Source organism: Pseudomonas sp. Kh14, assembly GCF_900291005.1.
GTDB lineage: Bacteria > Pseudomonadota > Gammaproteobacteria > Pseudomonadales > Pseudomonadaceae > Aquipseudomonas > Aquipseudomonas alloputida.
In genome coordinates this window covers 1-273 of sequence record NZ_OLKJ01000101.1, presented here as the reverse complement: position 1 = coordinate 273, position 273 = coordinate 1, and the positions used below count along the sequence as shown (strand labels likewise).

General features: G+C 64.8%; 1 protein-coding gene. It reads left to right on the top strand.

The features are described 5' to 3' along the window. Positions 1 to 5 precede the first annotated feature (5 nt). The coding region (locus FQ668_RS27470; RefSeq protein WP_144180774.1) for a tRNA-guanine transglycosylase at positions 6 to 273 on the top strand (268 nt) is incomplete at its 3' end.

The following is a 273-nucleotide window of genomic DNA, read 5'->3' as shown; positions in this document are numbered from 1 at the left end:
GTCCGATGTCTCACCTCCCATTTTCATTCCAGGTCCACCGCGTCGACGCCGCCTGCGCGGCGCGGCGAAGCACCTTTCACACTCCGCATGGAGCGGTGGAAATGCCAGCCTTCATGCCCGTGGGCACGGTGGGCACTGTCAAAGGGCTGGAGATCGAACAGCTTCGCGCCACCGGCGCTGCGATGATCCTGGCCAACACCTATCATCTGACGCTCCGGCCGGGCGAGGATGTGGTCCGGGCCCTGGGAGGGCTTCATCAGTTCACTGGCTGGG